The following is a 16,473-nucleotide window of genomic DNA, read 5'->3' as shown; positions in this document are numbered from 1 at the left end:
GTCGTAGATATCTGACCCGGTTCTGCTGCTTTCGGCGCCAGGACTATAAAAACTACAACAGTAAGAGTGGAGCACTATGACTAAGGCTACTAAGCAGATTTCCAAACTGTTTGCCGCTATGGTTCTGGCCGGGGTTGCCAGCCATTCGTTCGCAGCTGACACCATCAAGATCGGCATCGCCGGCCCTAAAACCGGTCCTGTAGCCCAATACGGCGACATGCAGTTCAGTGGCGCCAAAATGGCCATCGAGCAGATCAACGCCAAGGGCGGCGTAGACGGCAAGAAGCTTGAAGCCGTTGAATACGATGACGCCTGTGATCCAAAACAAGCCGTGGCCGTAGCGAACAAAGTCGTCAACGACGGCGTCAAGTTCGTGGTTGGTCACCTGTGCTCCAGCTCCACTCAACCGGCTTCGGACATCTACGAAGACGAAGGCGTGATCATGATCACCCCGGCTGCCACCAGCCCGGACATCACCGCCCGTGGTTACAAAATGGTCTTCCGTACCATCGGTCTGGACAGCGCCCAGGGCCCTGCCGCCGGTAACTACATCGCCGACTTCGTCAAACCGAAAATCGTTGCCGTCCTGCACGACAAACAGCAGTACGGTGAAGGCATCGCCAGTGCCGTGAAGAAAACCCTGGAAGGCAAAGGCGTCAAGGTTGCCGTGTTCGAAGGCGTCAACGCTGGCGACAAAGACTTCTCCTCGATGATCGCCAAGCTCAAGCAAGCCAATGTCGACTTCGTCTACTACGGCGGCTACCACCCTGAGCTGGGTCTGATCCTGCGTCAATCCCAGGAAAAAGGCCTGAAAGCCAAGTTCATGGGTCCGGAAGGCGTGGGTAACGACTCCATTTCGCAGATCGCCAAGGACGCTTCCGAAGGCCTGCTGGTGACCCTGCCGAAATCCTTCGACCAGGATCCGGCCAACGTTGCCCTGGCTGATGCGTTCAAAGCCAAGAAAGAAGACCCGAGCGGTCCGTTCGTGTTCCCGGCCTACTCGGCTGTGACCGTGATTGCCGATGGTATCAAGGCTGCCAAGTCCGAAGACTCCGCCAAAGTGGCTGAAGCCATCCACAAAGGCACCTTCAAGACCCCTACCGGCGACCTGAGCTTCGACGAGAAAGGCGACCTGAAGGACTTCAAATTTGTGGTTTACGAGTGGCACTTCGGCAAACCAAAAACTGAAGCCAAGCCTCAGTAAGGCGTTGCCTGACTGACTGCCAATAAAGCCCACGGCGTGCCGTGGGCTTTGTTTTACGAACGTACTTGGGCCGCGCTGGCGTGATCCGCCAGTCTCCCCACCTGAAAATCTCAAAACCGTCATCAGCGGTTCGCTGGCAAACCCCGAATTCGAAGTGGATGCAGATCCACGGGGCTCGGGCGGGAAAATGACTCCACCAGTGAAATGCGTATCAGGTTTTTAGGAGCGCTGTAATGCCTGACATCTATCACTTTTTCCAACAGCTGGTTAATGGCATGACCATTGGCAGCACGTATGCCCTGATCGCCATCGGCTATACGATGGTCTACGGCATCATTGGAATGATCAACTTCGCCCACGGCGAGGTGTACATGATCGGCTCCTACGTGGCGTTCATCGCCATCGCCGGGCTGGCCATGCTGGGACTCGACAGCGTTCCGCTGTTGATGACCGCCGCTTTCCTTGCAACCATCGTTGTCACCAGTGCCTATGGCTACAGCATCGAACGGATCGCCTACCGCCCCTTGCGCGGCAGCAACCGTCTGATCCCGCTGATCTCCGCCATCGGCATGTCGATCTTCCTGCAGAACACCGTTCTGCTGGCGCAAGACTCCAAGGACAAATCCATCCCCAACCTGATTCCGGGCAATATTGCCTTTGGGCCAGGTGGCGCACATGAAGTGCTGATTTCCTACATGCAAATCGTGGTGTTCGTGGTGACCCTGGTCGCCATGCTCGGCCTGACGCTGTTCATCTCCCGCTCCCGCCTGGGCCGCGCCTGCCGCGCCTGCGCCGAAGACATCAAGATGGCCAACCTGCTGGGTATCAACACCAACAACATCATCGCCCTGACCTTCGTCATCGGTGCCGCGCTGGCGGCCATCGCGGCCGTGCTGCTGAGCATGCAATACGGCGTGATCAACCCGAACGCCGGTTTCCTGGTCGGCCTCAAGGCCTTCACCGCAGCGGTACTGGGCGGTATCGGCAGCATTCCGGGCGCCATGCTCGGCGGGCTCGTCTTGGGTGTGGCGGAAGCCTTTGGTGCCGATATCTTCGGCGACCAGTACAAGGACGTCGTGGCGTTCGGCCTGCTGGTTCTGGTGCTGTTGTTCCGGCCAACCGGCCTGCTGGGCCGTCCGGAGGTTGAGAAGGTATGACTAGGAATCTTAAACAGGCGCTGTTCAGCGCCTTGCTGGTGTGGGCCGTGGCCTACCCGGTACTCGGTCTGAAGCTGACCATTGTCGGCATCAACCTCGAAGTTCATGGCACCAGCGACGCCACCCTGATCACCATCGCGGTGTGTTCGGTGCTGATGTTCCTGCGTGTGCTGTTCGACCAGCAGATCAGCTCGGCCTGGCGTTCGTCGCCAAGCATGCCGCTGATTCCGGCCAAGGCCAGCAACTTCCTGACCCTGCCGACCACGCAACGCTGGGTCATCATCGCGCTGATCGCCGGTGCCCTGGTCTGGCCGTTCTTCGGCTCCCGCGGTGCGGTGGATATCGCCACGCTGGTACTGATCTACGTGATGCTCGGCCTCGGCCTGAACATCGTGGTCGGCCTGGCCGGCCTGCTCGACCTCGGTTACGTCGGTTTCTATGCCGTCGGCGCCTACAGCTACGCGCTGTTGTCGCATTACTACGGCCTGAGCTTCTGGATCTGCCTGCCGATTGCCGGCCTGATGGCGGCCACTTTCGGCTTCCTGCTGGGCTTCCCGGTGTTGCGCTTGCGTGGTGACTACCTGGCGATCGTGACCCTGGGCTTCGGTGAAATCATCCGTCTGTTCCTGCGCAACCTGACCGACATCACCGGCGGCCCGAACGGCATCAGCAATATCGAGAAACCAACGTTCTTCGGCTTGACCTTCGAACGAAAAGCCGCGGAAGGCCTGCAAACCTTCCACGAGTACTTCGGCCTGGAATACAACTCGATCAACAAGGTGATTTTCCTTTACCTCGTTGCCCTGTTCCTGGCGCTGGCTGCGCTGTTCGTCATCAACCGTTTGCTGCGCATGCCGTTGGGCCGTGCCTGGGAAGCGTTGCGTGAAGACGAGATCGCCTGCCGTGCACTGGGCCTGAACCCGACCATCATCAAGTTGTCGGCCTTCACCCTGGGTGCGAGCTTCGCCGGTTTCGCCGGCAGCTTCTTCGCCGCTCGCCAGGGCCTGGTGACGCCGGAGTCCTTCACCTTCATCGAGTCGGCGATCATCCTCGCCATCGTGGTACTCGGTGGCATGGGCTCGCAGCTGGGCGTGATCCTCGCTGCCGTGGTGATGATCCTGCTGCCGGAAATGATGCGTGAGTTCAGTGAGTACCGCATGTTGATGTTCGGTGCCTTGATGGTACTGATGATGATCTGGCGCCCTCAGGGTCTGCTGCCCATGCAACGTCCTCACATGGAGCTGCGCAAATGAGCCGCGAGATCCTTAAAGTAGAAAACCTGAGCATGCGCTTCGGCGGCTTGCTGGCGGTCAATGGCGTGGCCTTGAGCGTAAAAGAGAAACAAGTGGTGGCATTGATCGGCCCTAACGGCGCTGGCAAGACCACCGTGTTCAACTGCCTGACCGGTTTCTACAAGCCGAGCGGCGGCAGCATCCTGCTGGACGGCGAGCCAATCGAAGGCCTGCCGGGTCACAAGATCGCCCTCAAAGGCGTGGTGCGGACCTTCCAGAACGTACGGTTGTTCAAGGACATGACCGCGGTCGAGAACCTCTTGATCGCCCAGCACCGTCACCTGAACACCAACTTCCTGTCCGGCCTGTTCAAGACTCCGTCGTTCCGCAAGAGCGAGCGCGAGGCCATGGAATACGCCGAGTACTGGCTGGACAAGGTCAATCTGCGTGAGTTCGCCAACCGTCCGGCCGGCACCCTGGCCTACGGCCAGCAACGTCGCCTGGAAATCGCCCGCTGCATGATGACCCGTCCACGGATCCTCATGCTCGACGAACCGGCCGCCGGCCTGAACCCGAAGGAAACCGAAGACCTCAAGGCGCTGATCAGTGTGCTGCGTGAAGAGCACAACGTGACCGTCCTGCTGATCGAACACGACATGAAACTGGTCATGAGCATTTCCGACCACATCGTCGTGATCAACCAGGGTACGCCCCTGGCCAACGGCACGCCGGAACAGATCCGCGACAATCCTGAAGTGATCAAAGCCTACCTGGGGGAAGCGTAAATGCTGCAGTTCGAAAACGTTTCCACCTTCTACGGCAAGATCCAGGCCCTGCACAGCGTCAACGTCGAAGTCCGCCAGGGCGAGATCGTGACGCTGATCGGCGCCAACGGTGCCGGCAAGTCCACGCTGCTGATGACGCTTTGCGGTTCGCCGCGCGCCCACAGCGGCAGCATCCGCTACATGGGTGAGGAACTGGTCGGCCAGGACTCTTCGCAGATCATGCGCAAGAGCATTGCCGTGGTGCCGGAAGGTCGTCGGGTGTTTTCCCGGCTGACCGTGGAAGAAAACCTGTCGATGGGCGGCTTTTTCACCGCCAAGGGCGACTATCAGGAACAGATGGACAAGGTCCTCGGACTTTTCCCACGCCTGAAGGAGCGCTTCAACCAGCGTGGCGGCACCATGTCCGGCGGCGAACAGCAAATGCTCGCCATCGGCCGTGCACTGATGAGCAAGCCCAAGCTGTTGCTGCTCGACGAGCCGTCGCTGGGTCTGGCACCGATCATCATCCAGCAGATCTTCGACATCATCGAACAGCTGCGCAAGGACGGTGTGACGGTGTTCCTGGTCGAACAGAACGCCAACCAGGCACTGAAAATCGCTGACCGCGCCTACGTTCTGGAGAACGGCCGGGTAGTGATGCAAGGCACTGGTGAAGCGCTGCTGACCGACCCGAAAGTGCGCGAAGCGTACCTCGGTGGCTGAGCCTTTGCGGTAAACAAGAAAACGGCCTTTGCGGGCCGTTTTTTTATGCCTGCGAATACGATCCTTGTAGGAGCTGCCGCAGGCTGCGATCTTTTGACTTTGATCTTTTAAGATCAAAAGATCGCAGCCTGCGGCAGCTCCTACAAGGGTCCGTGTGTGGGTTCAAAGTCGATCCAACGCCTCCCCACTACGCTTGAACCAGCCAATCAAATAATCCGCCAGCACCTGCGTACGCTTGGGCAATCCGCCCTGATACGGATGCACCAGGTACATCGGCATGCTGCGGGTCTGATAATCGCGCAGCAGCCATCGCAAACGTCCGTCGGCCAGTTCTGTTGGCAAACAGTAGGACGGCAGGCGCGCAATACCGGCGCCGACCAGTGCGGCTTTCTTCAACAAGTTGTAGTGGTTGCTGGCAAACGGCCCCGACACCCGCACCCGCAACAACTCATGCTGCTGGTGATACAGCCATTCTTCGCGGCCGCTGTAATGGCTGTTGAGCAAGCAGCGATGCTCGGCCAGCGCCTGGGGTGTTTGCGGCTCACCGTATTGTTCCAGATAGGCCGGGCTGGCACAGGTCAACTCTTGCCACGCCAGCAACGGGCGCGCCACCAGTCGCTGGTCAAGGGCCACCTCAGAGCGAATCGCCAGGTCGAAGCCGTCGCGGGACAGGTCGCGGTAGTTGTTGTTGAGCTCCAGCTCGATCTGCACCTGGGGATACTGGGTCGAGAACTCCAGCAACAGCCCGTCGAAGAAGGTTTCCCCGAGCGACACCGGCACCGTCATCCGCACCGGTCCGGCCATGTCGTCCTTCAAACGCGCCAGGGCCTGGCGCGCCCGCTCGACCTGCACCACCAGCGCCTGGGCCTGGGGCAACAACGCAGCGCCAGCGGCGGTCAGGCTCAAGCGGCGGGTGGTGCGCTGCAACAGCACCACGGAAAACTGCGCTTCCAGCTGGCTGATGCGCTTGGACAGCTGGCCTTTGCTGCAACCGAGCTGCTGCGCCGCCAAGGTGAAACTTCCCGCTTCGATCAATACGGCGAACGCGGCCAGGTCATCCATCTCACTCATGGATTGTTTCCATTTGAAAACCAAAGGTTGCCTATTAGTGCGCTTATCTACGAAAAAAACCACCCTACACTGATACCTCGTTCAACCCATACGAGGATCAGCCCCCATGAAAATTCTTTTGATCGGCGCAAACGGCACCATCGGTTCGGCAGTCGACAAGGAACTGTCGCAACGCCACGAAATCATCCGGATTGGCCGCAACAGCGGCGATTTTCAGGTGGATATCAGTGATAGCGCCTCGATTCGCACATTGTTCGAGCAGACCGGCAAATTCGATGCCCTGGTGTGTGCCGCCGGCAACGTGACCTTCGCACCGCTCAACGAGATGACCGAAGAAAGCTTTGCCTTGGGCCTGAAAGACAAGCTCATGGGCCAGGTCAATTTGCTGTTGATCGGCCGCGACTTCGCCAATGACGGCGCGTCGTTCACCTTCACTACCGGGGTACTCAGCCACGACCCGATTCGCAGTGGTGCCTCGGCGGCGCTGGTCAACGGTGCACTGGACAGCTTCGTCCGCGCCGCCGCCATCGAGCTGCCGCGCGGCCTGCGGGTGAACTCGATCAGCCCCAACGTCCTGGTCGAAGCCATGGGCAAGTACGCGCCGTACTTCCGTGGCTTCAAGCCGGTTCCTGCGGCAGATGTGGCCTTGGCCTACGCCAAAAGCGTGGAAGGCCTGCAGACAGGTCAGACCTTTCACGTAGGCTGAGCCGGTTCCAGCTCAATCAACCAAGGTGGGCAATAGGTCTTTGGCGATGGCTTTCGGGATGGACACCTGGAACTTCGCGCCCAAGGCCGATTGCACCGTCGCCGTAGAAATTTTCCAGCCATTGATCGACAGCGTCAATTTCTGGCCTATCGATTCATGGGTAATGCGCTTCATACGCTCAGCTGCTTCAGGACTGAGCGTGACATTCATTTCATATCCCGATTGAAGCCTGTCGCTGTCCTTCAACAGCAACTCCATCCGGGTGAAGTCGGTTGCCGAAGACAAATTGATCTCGGCAGCGTGACTGCCCGTGGCCCCCGTCATAACCATCAGAAACACCCCGATCTTCCAGCCCGTTGCCTGCTTCATATCCGCCCCCAGCAAAAAAACGGCAGCTTACCTTTGGCATCCTGATACTCGGCATCGGAATAATTCACAGGATGTTGCCGCAAATCGCCCTCTACTTTTCCAGAGATCCATTCCAGCCTTGTGATGAACGGTCAGCCTGAGTAACGTGGCGGCACTTGCCAGGAGACCCCAAGATGCGTGTTGCCCGTTCCTTAGTCCTCGTTGCCCTGCTTCCGCTGTTCGCCGCTTGCCAGTTGTTCGAGGGTGAGCGGCAGAACGCCTCCCATGTCGGCCAGACACGCATGCAAGGCCAGTTGACTGCAGCGGACGGCAAACTGCTGTTCCAGCCGTGCAACCAGTCTGCGCGCTACGTGGTCAACGACACCGGCGGTACCAGCGTCCTGCAGCAGGCCGCCAGCCTGGCGGACAAGCAGGGCAAGCTGTTTGCCGACGTGCGCGGGCGGGTTGTGGCCGGCAGCGGTGGTGACGGCCAGCTCGATCTGGAGCAGTTGTACCGCGTCGAGCGCTCGAGCAACGCGTGTGAGGATCCGAATTTCAAGCTGCTGATCCTGCGCGCCGCCGGCCACACCCCGGAGTGGAGCGTGAAAGTCAGCGGCAAAGGCATGGTCATCGACCGGGTCGGCCAGCCACCCTTGGCCGTACCTTACGTCGAAGAGCAACTGGGCGATGGCCGTTTCAACCTCAGCACCGAAGCCAACAACCAGCACATCGAACTGTGGGTTGCACCGCAACGCTGCGTCGACAGCAGCACCGCCAGCATCCAGCACATGAGCGCCGAGCTGCGCATCGACGGTCAGGTACAGCGCGGCTGCGGGTATTTCGGCGGATCGCGCGACGACTGATCGTTTAAGCCTCACGGGCCTGCGCCTTTGAGGCTTATAATCGCGGGTTTCAAACGCCCTGGCGCAGTTGTGCGCCCCGCGAACCGGATCCCGCCATGTTACGAATCACCGAACTCAAGTTGCCGATCGACCATCCCGATGAAGACCTGCGCCCTGCCATCGTGCAGCGCCTGGGTATCGCCAGCGATGACCTGCTCGACTTCACCTTGTTCAAGCGCAGCTACGATGCGCGTAAAAAGTCCTCCGAGCTGTGCTTCATCTACACCATCGACCTTGAAGTTCGCGACGAGGCGGCGGTGTTGCACACGTTCGCCGATGACCGTAACGTCAACGTGGCGCCGGATGTCAGCTATAAAATGGTTGGCCAGGCACCGGCCGACCTGAGCGCACGTCCGATCGTCGTCGGCTTCGGTCCGTGCGGGATTTTCGCCGGGCTGCTGCTGGCGCAAATGGGCTTCAAGCCGATCATCCTCGAACGCGGCACCGAAGTCCGCCAGCGCACCAAGGACACCTGGGGCCTGTGGCGCAAAAGCGTGCTCAACCCGGAATCCAACGTGCAATTCGGCGAAGGCGGCGCGGGGACATTCTCCGACGGCAAGCTCTACAGCCAGATCAAGGATCCGAAGTTCCTCGGTCGCAAGGTCCTGCACGAGTTCGTCAAGGCCGGCGCACCGGAAGAAATCCTCTACGTCAGCAAGCCGCACATCGGTACGTTCCGTCTGACCGGCGTGGTGGAAAACATGCGTGAGCAGATTCGCGCCCTGGGCGGCGAAGTGCGCTTCCAGCAGCGTGTCACCGACGTGCTGATCGAAGACGGCCAACTGGTCGGCGTCGAACTCAATGGCGGCGAACAGATCCATTCGAAGCATGTGATCCTGGCCCTCGGCCACAGTGCCCGCGATACCTTCCGCATGCTCCATGGCCGTGGCGTGTTCATGGAAGCCAAGCCTTTCTCGGTGGGTTTCCGCATCGAGCATCCGCAGTCGCTGATTGACCGCGCGCGGCTGGGCAAATACGCCGGGCACCCGAAACTCGGCGCCGCCGACTACAAACTGGTGCACCACGCCAAGAACGGCCGTTCGGTCTACAGCTTCTGCATGTGCCCGGGCGGCACCGTGGTGGCGGCGACGTCCGAGCCGAACCGCGTGGTCACCAATGGCATGAGCCAGTACTCGCGTAACGAGCGCAATGCCAACTCCGGGATCGTTGTCGGCATTACCCCGGAAGTCGATTATCCGGGCGGCCCGCTGGCCGGTATCGAGCTGCAGGAACGCCTGGAGTCCCACGCCTTTGTGCTGGGCGGCAGCAACTACGAAGCCCCGGCGCAACTGGTCGGCGATTTTATCGCGGGCACGCCGTCCACCGAACTGGGCAGTGTCGAGCCGTCCTACAAGCCAGGCGTTGCCCTGGGTGATCTGGCGCTGGCACTGCCGGCGTTCGCCATCGAAGCGATTCGCGAAGCCTTGCCGGCGTTCGAGAAGCAGATTCGTGGCTACTCGCTGCACGACGCGGTGTTGACCGGCATCGAGACTCGCACCTCCTCGCCGCTGCGTATTACCCGCAACGAGTCGATGCAGAGCCTGAACGTGAAAGGCTTGTTCCCGGCCGGTGAAGGTGCCGGTTATGCGGGCGGGATTCTGTCGGCAGGTGTGGACGGGATTCGGATTGCCGAGGCTGTGGCTCGGGATATCCTTGGCCTGGAGGCTTAAGGTTTAAAGCAAAAGATCGCAGCCTTCGGCAGCTCCTACAGGATTTACACCATCCCCTGTAGGAGCTGCCGATGGCTGCGATCTTTTCATTCGTGTCAGATATTGGCGCGCAACACGCTGACGGGCAGCGGCTCACCCCGCTCCACCGTCGCCGCGACCGCAGCCATCAAACCACTCAACTCATAGCCCTGGGCCTTGAGCCACTGCGGATCGTAATAGGTCGTGGCGTAACGTTCGCCGCTGTCACACAGAATCGCCACCATCGACCCCGTCTCCCCTGCCGCCTTCATGTGCTGAGCGGCCATCAAGGCACCGATCAGGTTGGTCCCGCTCGACCCGCCCACATGGCGTCCCAGGCGTTCCGCCAGGTAGTGCATGGCCGCCAGTGACAGGGCATCCGGCACCTTGACCATGGCGTCGATCACCTTGGGCAGAAACGACGCCTCCACACGCGGCCGGCCAATGCCTTCGATGCGCGAACCGTGGTCCAGTCGCAGGCTGGCATCACCGGTCTGGTAGTAATCAAAGAACACCGAACGCTCGGCATCGGCACACAGCACGCGGGTGCAATGCTGGCGATAACGCACGTATCGGCCCAGTGTGGCCGTCGTGCCTCCGGTGCCGGGGCTGGAAATCAGCCAGCTCGGCTCGGGATGCTGCTCGAATCGCATCTGCTGAAAAATCGACTCGGCAATATTGTTGTTCGCTCGCCAGTCGGTGGCGCGCTCGGCGTAGGTGAACTGATCGATGAAGTGCCCGTCGTGCTCACGAGCCAGACGCTCGGACTCGGCGTAGATCTGGGTCGGGTCGTCGACCAGATGACTTTGGCCACCGTAGAAGGCGATCTGCGCGATCTTTTCCTTTGAGGTTGTCGCCGGCATCACCGCAATGAACGGCAAGCCCAGCATACGCGCAAAATACGCTTCGGAAATCGCCGTGGAACCGCTGGAAGCCTCAATGACTGGCGCACCGGGTTTGAGCCAGCCGTTACACAGCGCATACAGGAACAGCGAACGGGCCAGGCGGTGCTTGAGGCTGCCCGTGGGGTGGCTGGACTCATCCTTGAAATACAACTCGATGCCCGGAAAACCCGGAAGCGGCAAGGGGATCAAGTGGGTGTCGGCGCTGCGCTGGAAATCGGCTTCGATGATCCGGATCGCCTCGCGGGACCACTGTCGGTTGTCGCTCATGATGGTTTTCTCGTTGAATCGGGCAGGAGTTGGCCTTTGTACGAGGCCCATCCCACAAGCTTAGGAAAAATCCTGCATCCGGCACAGGTACAGCTGCGATCCAATACGTCCGACAACTGCTAGGCTCAGCTCGCTGGCGACGGATCACTCTGTAACGACATATAACAAAAAAGAATATAACTTTTGTTTTAACAACTAACGGTACTTGTTAGGGTGTAACACCTTTTGAATTCACAGATGGAGAGCGACCTTGCCTCTGCGTAGCACTTTCACGCGTTTCTTTCAGTTGGAAGCTGCCAGCGGTCTGTTACTGATCGCCGCTGCCGTTCTGGCTCTGATCATCAACAACTCACCGCTGTCCTGGCTGTACAACGGCCTGCTGGACACTCCGGTGGTGGCCCAGATCGGCGCACTGAAAATCGCCAAGCCGTTGCTGCTATGGATCAACGACGGCCTGATGGCGCTGTTCTTCCTGCTGATCGGCCTGGAAGTGAAGCGCGAAGTCCTCGACGGCCAGTTGTCCAAACCGTCGCAAATCGTCCTGCCTGGCGCGGCGGCCATTGGCGGCATGGTGGTGCCGGCGCTGATCTACTGGTACCTCAACCGCGACACGCCACCGGCCCTCAACGGCTGGGCAATCCCGACCGCGACCGACATTGCCTTCGCCCTTGGCGTGCTGGCGTTGCTTGGCAAACGGATTCCGGTCTCGCTGAAACTGTTCCTGATGACCCTGGCGATCATCGACGACCTCGGCGCGATCATCATCATTGCGATCTTCTATTCCGGTGCACTGTCGACCCTCTCCCTGGCGCTGGCCGCAGCCTGTATTGCGGCGCTGATCGGGATGAACCGGCTTGGCGTAGTCAAGCTCGGGCCGTACATGATCATTGGCCTGATCCTCTGGGTCTGCGTGCTCAAGAGCGGTGTCCACGCCACGCTGGCCGGCGTAACCCTGGCCTTCTGCATTCCGCTGCGCACAAAAAATGCCGAACCTTCGCCACTGCTGAGCCTGGAACATGCCCTGCACCCGTGGGTCGCCTACGGCATCCTGCCGCTGTTCGCCTTCGCCAACGCCGGCCTGTCCCTGAGCGGCGTCACCGTCGAAAGCTTCACTCATCACGTTCCCATGGGCATCGCCATCGGGCTGCTGCTGGGCAAGACTGTCGGTGTCTTCGGCCTGACCTGGCTGGCCGTGAAAACCGGTATCGCCGCCCTGCCCCAAGGCGCCAATTGGGGCCAGATACTGGGCGTGGCGATTCTATGCGGTATCGGTTTCACCATGAGTCTGTTTGTCGGCTCACTGGCCTTCGAGCCGGGCGTGAGTGATTTCGCCGGGATGGACCGCATGGGAATCCTGACCGGTTCGATTCTGGCCGCGCTGATCGGTTATGCGGTAACCGCGATGGCGAGTCGCAAGAGCTCCGCCCTGGTCTCCTGATAAACCGCGATATCGCCTGACGCCAATCAAGATTCACCTGCGCTGTAAAACAAAAAACCCGATCAGTCACCTGATCGGGTTTTTGTTTATCCGGTGTCTGCGCTTAGTGCGAAACGCGGCTGGTACCATTCACACTGGCGATGCGCACACGCTCGCCAACACGGAACACTTCGTTCGGCTGAACTTCCTGAACGTAGGCGCGCATGCTGCCATCGTCTTCGCGCACGGTGATTTCCACGCCCTGGGTGCGGGTCATGCCCTCTTCTGCGGCCGAACCGATCAGGCCGCCAGCGACTGCGCCGATGACCGCAGCAACGATACTGCCTTTGCCGCCACCGATGGCGCTGCCGCCAACGCCGCCAACCACTGCGCCTGCAGCGCCGCCGATCGGGGTTTTGGTGCCTTCGATTTTCACCGGACGCAATGCTTCGATGGTACCCATGCGAACGGTCTGCACACGACGCGCCTCGTCACGGGAATAGGAGTCACCGGTCAGGCTCGATTGGCAACCAGTGAGCAACATCGCCATCGTGGAAAAGGAAGCAACCAGCAGAACAGACTTACGCATAGCATCAACTCCAAAGAAACAGATGTTCATTAAACTCCGCAGCTTGACGCTTGTCACGGCACCGCCCGGGTAAAATTGCTTTGATTCAGGCTCCGTTAAGGCGCCTCCACGAACTCACACAGTAGCGGCAAAATCGGAAAACCGCCCACTGGCCAAGGATTTTCATGGACTACTTTATCATCGTCGTCACGACGGTTGCCGGTTTGTACTTCCACGGGTGGCTGTACGTGCGGATCAAACGCTGGATGGACCGCGACCTGGCGCTAGCGCTGGCGGGCAAGGACGAGCAGAAAAAAGCCTTCATGCTCGAACAATTGGCGAGTGCCCAGGCGCAGAAGATCAAGCGTCGAGACCTGCCGAAGTGGCTGGAGGCCGCTGCGGCAGGCTATCCCGATCGGTAGACTGTTCAGGGTGCCAGACGTTCAAGAATCCAGTCGGCGCCCTGCTGGCGGTAATTGAGGCGGTCGTGCAGGCGACTCGGGCGGCCCTGCCAGAACTCGATGCGCTCCGGCAACAGGCGATAACCGCCCCAGTGTTCCGGGCAATGGGGCTGGGTGTCGCTGAAACGTTGCTCGGTGTCCTTGAGCAGCGCTTCGAGCTCGCCACGATCGGCGATCACGCGGCTTTGCGGCGATGCCCAGGCTCCCAGGCGACTGCCCAGAGGACGAACCTGATAATAGGCGTCGGACTCCTCGGGCGTCACCTTCACCACCCGCCCTTCGATGCGCACCTGGCGCTCCAGCGCCGGCCAGAAAAACGTCATGGCCGCGAACGGATTCGCGGCCAGATGCTGGCCCTTGGCGCTTTCGTAGTTGGTGAAAAAGGTGAACCCCAGTTCGTCCAGGCCCTTGAGCAACAGAATGCGACAGTGCGGTCGACCGTCCTGGTCGACGGTGGCCAGGGTCATGGCGTTGGCTTCCACCGGCGCCTGCTCGGTTTTCACCGCGTCGGCGAACCACTGGTGGAACAACGCAAACGGCTCGGCCGGGGCTTGTGCCTCGGTCAGGCCGTCACGGGTGTAGTCACGACGCATATCAGCCAGGCCCTGGGTCATGGCGCATTCCTTTTGGTTAACAAATCACTGCTTTGCAGTATCAGTGGCGGCGACTTTCTTGTCAGCCGTGGAGGCTTTGGCTGGCGTGGTTTTCTTTGCCGGCGTTGCGGTTTTCGCAGGTGCTTTCTTGGCCGCAGCTTTTTTCGCCGGGGCTTTTTTCACCGCTGGAACAGCGGCCTTCTTAGTCGCCGGGGCTGGTGTCACCGGCTTGGCGACCGGCTTGACGTCAGCGGCTGCAACCATGCTCACAGGCGCTGGGGCCGGCATGTTGTACTTGCTCAGCAGCGCGACCATGGTGTTCTGCGGGGTCACCAGCAGTTCCACGCGGCGGTTCAGCGCACGGCCTTGCACGCTGTCGTTGGCGGCACGCGGCGCATCACCGCCCAGGCCACGCAGCATCAAGCGATCACGCTGCAAACCACTGAGACGGAAAATCGCCGCAACGGACTGGGCACGCTCCTGGCTCAGTTTGACGTTGGCAGGCGCAGCGCCGGACGTATCGCTGTGGCCGAGGATCAACACAGCGGTCTTTGGATCGGCTTCAAGGATCTTGGCAACGCGGGTAAACGGACCGAGCGTGACCGGCAGCAGCATGGCCGGACGATCAGGGTTGAACGAGCCTTCGACCGGTGCAGTGACCACCAGCACGTTTTCGCGGCGCTCGAGTTGCAGGTTGCTGTCCTTGACCGCCTCGCGCAGACGGGGCTCGTAGTCGTCAAGCCAGGCCTGGGTGACCTTCGGGTCGGGCATCGGCACAGCCTTGGCGGCGCTCTGTTCGCTTCCACCGAACGGCCACCACCACTTGCTCCCGCTCTCGGTTTCGGCCTTGGCCACCGCCACGGGTTTAACCTCAGGTTTCACCTCCGGCTTGGCCGCGGGCTTGCCGGCGCTGTCGTCGGAACCGAACGGCCAGTACCAGTGGCTGGCGCTTTCAGTCTTGGCGACAGGTGCCGTCGCGTCTTTCTGTGGAGTCTGTGCGCAACCGGTAATGGCGAAGCACAGGGCCAAGGCGAGGGTTTTATTGGATGACATTGGATATCCACAAAAATGAAGTCGAAATAATCAGGCCACGTCGGCCCGCACAAACTGACGTTTTGAAACTCAAAAGGCTATCGGGTTCCAGCCCTGGAGACCGACAGCCGCTTTTACAGACAAGTGGCCAGAACCCGCACCAGCTTTTGCGCGCGCGGGTCCATCAAGACGTAGGGGCCCAGGGTATTTGTCACAAATCCGAAGGCTACATCGTGCTCCGGGTCGGCAAAGCCGATGGAGCCGCCGGCACCCGGATGACCAAACGCCCGCGGGCCAAGGCCGAAGGTGGCATTGGCAACGTCCGGTTGATCAAGCATGCAACCCAGGCCGAAACGGGTCCGGGTCAGTAAAGTCTTGTCCTCGCCGAGGCTGTGTTCACGCGTCAACTCATCGAGCATTTCGCTTTCCAGCAGGCTGCCGTCGAGCAGGCCGGCGTAGAAACCGGCCAGGCTACGGGCATTGCCGTGGCCATTGGCGGCCGGCTGCTGCATGCGTCGCCACTCGGGTTTGTTGGTGCTGGTCATGATCGACGGCGGATTGGTGAACGCCCGGGTCGTCATGGCCGTTGGCTCACGCATGGTCACTTGCAGCAGGCGCTGGGCAGCGGCATCGCCGACATTGCCCTTGCCCCGTGCAATGTGGGCCACGCGATAGAACTCTTCGTCGGCCAGCCCCACGTGGAAGTCCAGGCCCAAGGGTTTGGCGACCCGCGCGACAATGGATTCCCCCGGCCCACGACCGTCGGCACGGCGCAGCAATTCGCCGACCAGCCAGCCATAAGTGATCGCTGCGTACCCGTGGCCTTCGCCCGGCGTCCACCACGGCGTTTCGGCAGCCAGGGCGTCGACCATGGTTTGCCAGTCGTAGAGGGCTTCGGGGGTCAGCAGCTCGCGCAATGCCGGAAGGCCGGCTTGATGGCAGAGCAGTTGACGCAAGGTGACGGACGCTTTGCCGGCAGCGGCAAATTCGGGCCAGTAGCGCGCCACCGGCGCATCCAGTTGCAACTTGCCTTCGGCCACCAGTTGCAGCGCGGTGACGGCGGTAAAGGTCTTGGTGCAGGAGAACAGGTTGGCGATGGTGTCGCTGTGCCAGGCCTCGGCCCCGTCCTTGTCGGCGGTGCCGGCCCACAGATCGAGGACGGTTTCGCCACCAATCTGAATGCACAATGCTGCGCCACGCTCCTGGGGATCGTCGAACAGCGCCGCGAAAGCCTCTCGCACCGCTTCGAACTTAAGCTCGTAATGACCCTGAATCTGCACCCGCAACTCCCCGGATTAACGCTCTACAAAGTGGCGGGCATTGTTCCAGCCCTTGAGGGTTTTGGGAACAGGGTCGGGCCGGGCGGTCCATTCAAGATCAAAAGATCGCAGCCTGCGGCAGCTCCTACAGTGGCAAGGCGTACCCCCTGTAGGAG

The 16,473-nt window shown here is 60.5% G+C and carries 17 protein-coding genes; 10 read left to right on the top strand and 7 right to left on the bottom strand.

Features of this window, described 5'->3' with window-relative positions; all coding sequences use genetic code 11:
• Positions 1-76: 76 nt before the first annotated feature.
• The 5 genes from AC07YV_RS20860 (at position 77) to AC07YV_RS20840 (ending at position 5,080) form a co-directional block, all read left to right on the top strand.
• Positions 77-1,204, top strand: a complete 1,128-nt coding sequence (locus AC07YV_RS20860) for a branched-chain amino acid ABC transporter substrate-binding protein (RefSeq protein WP_095965097.1) — start codon at positions 77-79, stop codon at positions 1,202-1,204.
• Positions 1,205-1,437: 233 nt separating this feature from the next.
• Positions 1,438-2,361, top strand: coding sequence for a high-affinity branched-chain amino acid ABC transporter permease LivH (gene livH / locus AC07YV_RS20855; protein WP_007976647.1), 924 nt, complete (start codon positions 1,438-1,440; stop codon positions 2,359-2,361).
• Positions 2,358-3,614 carry a high-affinity branched-chain amino acid ABC transporter permease LivM gene (locus AC07YV_RS20850; protein WP_102701016.1) on the top strand — a complete coding sequence of 419 codons (1,257 nt, stop codon included), beginning with the start codon at positions 2,358-2,360 and terminating at the stop codon, positions 3,612-3,614. Before livH ends, AC07YV_RS20850 begins: the two co-directional genes overlap by 4 nt.
• Positions 3,611-4,378 carry a high-affinity branched-chain amino acid ABC transporter ATP-binding protein LivG gene (livG, locus tag AC07YV_RS20845; RefSeq protein WP_007976644.1) on the top strand — a complete coding sequence of 256 codons (768 nt, stop codon included), beginning with the start codon at positions 3,611-3,613 and terminating at the stop codon, positions 4,376-4,378. Before AC07YV_RS20850 ends, livG begins: the two co-directional genes overlap by 4 nt.
• On the top strand, positions 4,379-5,080 hold the full coding sequence (locus tag AC07YV_RS20840; RefSeq protein ID WP_015093834.1) for an ABC transporter ATP-binding protein: 702 nt from the start codon (positions 4,379-4,381) through the stop codon (positions 5,078-5,080).
• A 162-nt stretch (positions 5,081-5,242) separates the two neighbouring features.
• Here AC07YV_RS20840 and AC07YV_RS20835 read toward each other — a convergent pair whose 3' ends face one another.
• Positions 5,243-6,151, bottom strand: coding sequence for a LysR family transcriptional regulator (locus tag AC07YV_RS20835; RefSeq protein ID WP_102701015.1), 909 nt, complete (start codon positions 6,149-6,151; stop codon positions 5,243-5,245).
• Between the two features lie 106 nt (positions 6,152-6,257).
• Here AC07YV_RS20835 and AC07YV_RS20830 point away from each other — a divergent pair, with 106 nt between their 5' ends.
• Entirely contained in the window at positions 6,258-6,857 is a 600-nt protein-coding gene (locus tag AC07YV_RS20830) for a short chain dehydrogenase (RefSeq protein ID WP_102701014.1), read from the top strand.
• 12 nt (positions 6,858-6,869) lie between these two features.
• Here AC07YV_RS20830 and AC07YV_RS20825 read toward each other — a convergent pair whose 3' ends face one another.
• The gene (locus AC07YV_RS20825) at positions 6,870-7,226 is read right to left on the bottom strand and encodes a SecDF P1 head subdomain-containing protein (protein ID WP_102701013.1); all 357 of its coding nucleotides are present in this window, start codon (positions 7,224-7,226) and stop codon (positions 6,870-6,872) included.
• 173 nt (positions 7,227-7,399) lie between these two features.
• Between AC07YV_RS20825 and AC07YV_RS20820 the strand changes: the two genes are divergently transcribed.
• Together AC07YV_RS20820 and AC07YV_RS20815 are read left to right on the top strand one after the other, a co-directional pair.
• On the top strand, positions 7,400-8,068 hold the full coding sequence (locus AC07YV_RS20820) for a COG3650 family protein (RefSeq protein ID WP_102701012.1): 669 nt from the start codon (positions 7,400-7,402) through the stop codon (positions 8,066-8,068).
• Positions 8,069-8,163: 95 nt separating this feature from the next.
• The gene (locus AC07YV_RS20815; RefSeq protein WP_102701011.1) at positions 8,164-9,777 is read left to right on the top strand and encodes an NAD(P)/FAD-dependent oxidoreductase; all 1,614 of its coding nucleotides are present in this window, start codon (positions 8,164-8,166) and stop codon (positions 9,775-9,777) included.
• Between the two features lie 95 nt (positions 9,778-9,872).
• Here AC07YV_RS20815 and AC07YV_RS20810 read toward each other — a convergent pair whose 3' ends face one another.
• Positions 9,873-10,970: a PLP-dependent cysteine synthase family protein gene (locus AC07YV_RS20810; RefSeq protein WP_173900830.1), complete on the bottom strand. Its 1,098-nt coding sequence runs from the start codon at positions 10,968-10,970 to the stop codon at positions 9,873-9,875.
• A gap of 247 nt (positions 10,971-11,217) precedes the next feature.
• On the opposite strand from AC07YV_RS20810, the gene nhaA reads away from it, so the two are divergent.
• Positions 11,218-12,405, top strand: a complete 1,188-nt coding sequence (gene nhaA / locus AC07YV_RS20805; RefSeq protein WP_102701009.1) for a Na+/H+ antiporter NhaA — start codon at positions 11,218-11,220, stop codon at positions 12,403-12,405.
• A 103-nt stretch (positions 12,406-12,508) separates the two neighbouring features.
• Here nhaA and AC07YV_RS20800 read toward each other — a convergent pair whose 3' ends face one another.
• Complete coding sequence (locus tag AC07YV_RS20800; RefSeq protein ID WP_007971612.1) at positions 12,509-12,973, bottom strand: outer membrane lipoprotein; 465 nt, start codon at positions 12,971-12,973, stop codon at positions 12,509-12,511.
• A 164-nt stretch (positions 12,974-13,137) separates the two neighbouring features.
• On the opposite strand from AC07YV_RS20800, the gene AC07YV_RS20795 reads away from it, so the two are divergent.
• Positions 13,138-13,374 carry a hypothetical protein gene (locus tag AC07YV_RS20795; protein ID WP_102701008.1) on the top strand — a complete coding sequence of 79 codons (237 nt, stop codon included), beginning with the start codon at positions 13,138-13,140 and terminating at the stop codon, positions 13,372-13,374.
• 5 nt (positions 13,375-13,379) lie between these two features.
• On the opposite strand, the gene pdxH is transcribed toward AC07YV_RS20795, so the two are convergent.
• From pdxH to AC07YV_RS20780, 3 genes are all read right to left on the bottom strand, one after another.
• Positions 13,380-14,027, bottom strand: coding sequence for a pyridoxamine 5'-phosphate oxidase (gene pdxH / locus AC07YV_RS20790; protein ID WP_102701007.1), 648 nt, complete (start codon positions 14,025-14,027; stop codon positions 13,380-13,382).
• A 24-nt stretch (positions 14,028-14,051) separates the two neighbouring features.
• Positions 14,052-15,059, bottom strand: coding sequence for an OmpA family protein (locus AC07YV_RS20785; protein WP_102701006.1), 1,008 nt, complete (start codon positions 15,057-15,059; stop codon positions 14,052-14,054).
• 113 nt (positions 15,060-15,172) lie between these two features.
• Positions 15,173-16,318: a serine hydrolase domain-containing protein gene (locus AC07YV_RS20780; protein ID WP_102701005.1), complete on the bottom strand. Its 1,146-nt coding sequence runs from the start codon at positions 16,316-16,318 to the stop codon at positions 15,173-15,175.
• Positions 16,319-16,473: the final 155 nt, after the last annotated feature.

It is taken from the genome of Pseudomonas sp. GW456-E7, assembly GCF_059424105.1.
This window is presented reverse-complemented; position numbering and strand designations above follow the sequence as displayed.